At 45.3% G+C, this 724-nt stretch carries 1 protein-coding gene; it reads right to left on the bottom strand.

Annotation, left to right across the window (positions count from 1 at the left end; all coding sequences use genetic code 11):
* Positions 1-250: 250 nt before the first annotated feature.
* On the bottom strand, positions 251-412 hold the full coding sequence (locus CHH75_RS24985) for a hypothetical protein (protein ID WP_176475664.1): 162 nt from the start codon (positions 410-412) through the stop codon (positions 251-253).
* Positions 413-724 lie beyond the last annotated feature (312 nt).

The following is a 724-nucleotide window of genomic DNA, read 5'->3' as shown; positions in this document are numbered from 1 at the left end:
GGACATACACCGGCAGCCCGCATGAAAAAACAAACGGCTTAACACGGGATTGGAGGATGGGTGCATCCTCCTTCCTGACTCACATACAGCTGGGATGAAAATCCCAGGCAATCCCCTAAAGGTGATCGAGCATGTCTCGGTCGCCTTTTGTCTATTGAGTTTCAGAAGGCGCATGATCACTTGTATTGCATGGCTTCATGTTGTCCATAGTCCCCTTTTCACACAATTGCAGATGCAGCTTCCAATCGGCTCACTGCTCCGGCAGTTTGGCAAAAACAACAATCAGAAAGGTCGCTAACGGACCGAGCAATAACGAGATGAAGAACCAGTTAAGGCCGCTGCGATTTTTCCCTTGGGCGAGCCCGGCATTGATCAATGCCAAGGTTCCCCAACCCACAAAGTAATTTTCCATCCTCATCGCCTCCGTGTACATAGATACGTATTATTACGCCCCCATGATCAGATGGTTTCTAATCTTGAGACATGTTTGTTGTCTCGCACCACGCTTGCATCATGATCCCTTTGATTCAGGAAGCTGCCTGATCAAACGGGATCATGATGCTAACCCCCACCCCAACAGGGAGTCTGCACTCTCCAAAAAATAAGCAATTAAAATTTTGAGTATAATGTGATTTAAATCACATATATTGTGATTTTTTTCACTTATAATGAAGATGTAAGGAAGAGATGATCATCTGATAAACAAACAGCGCCTCACCTTAAT

It is taken from the genome of Paenibacillus sp. 7541 (genome assembly GCF_002276395.1).
GTDB classification, from domain to species: domain Bacteria; phylum Bacillota; class Bacilli; order Paenibacillales; family Paenibacillaceae; genus Paenibacillus_AQ; species Paenibacillus_AQ campinasensis.
Note: the sequence above shows the minus strand (reverse complement) of the source record. Positions and strands in the feature narration are given on the sequence as shown.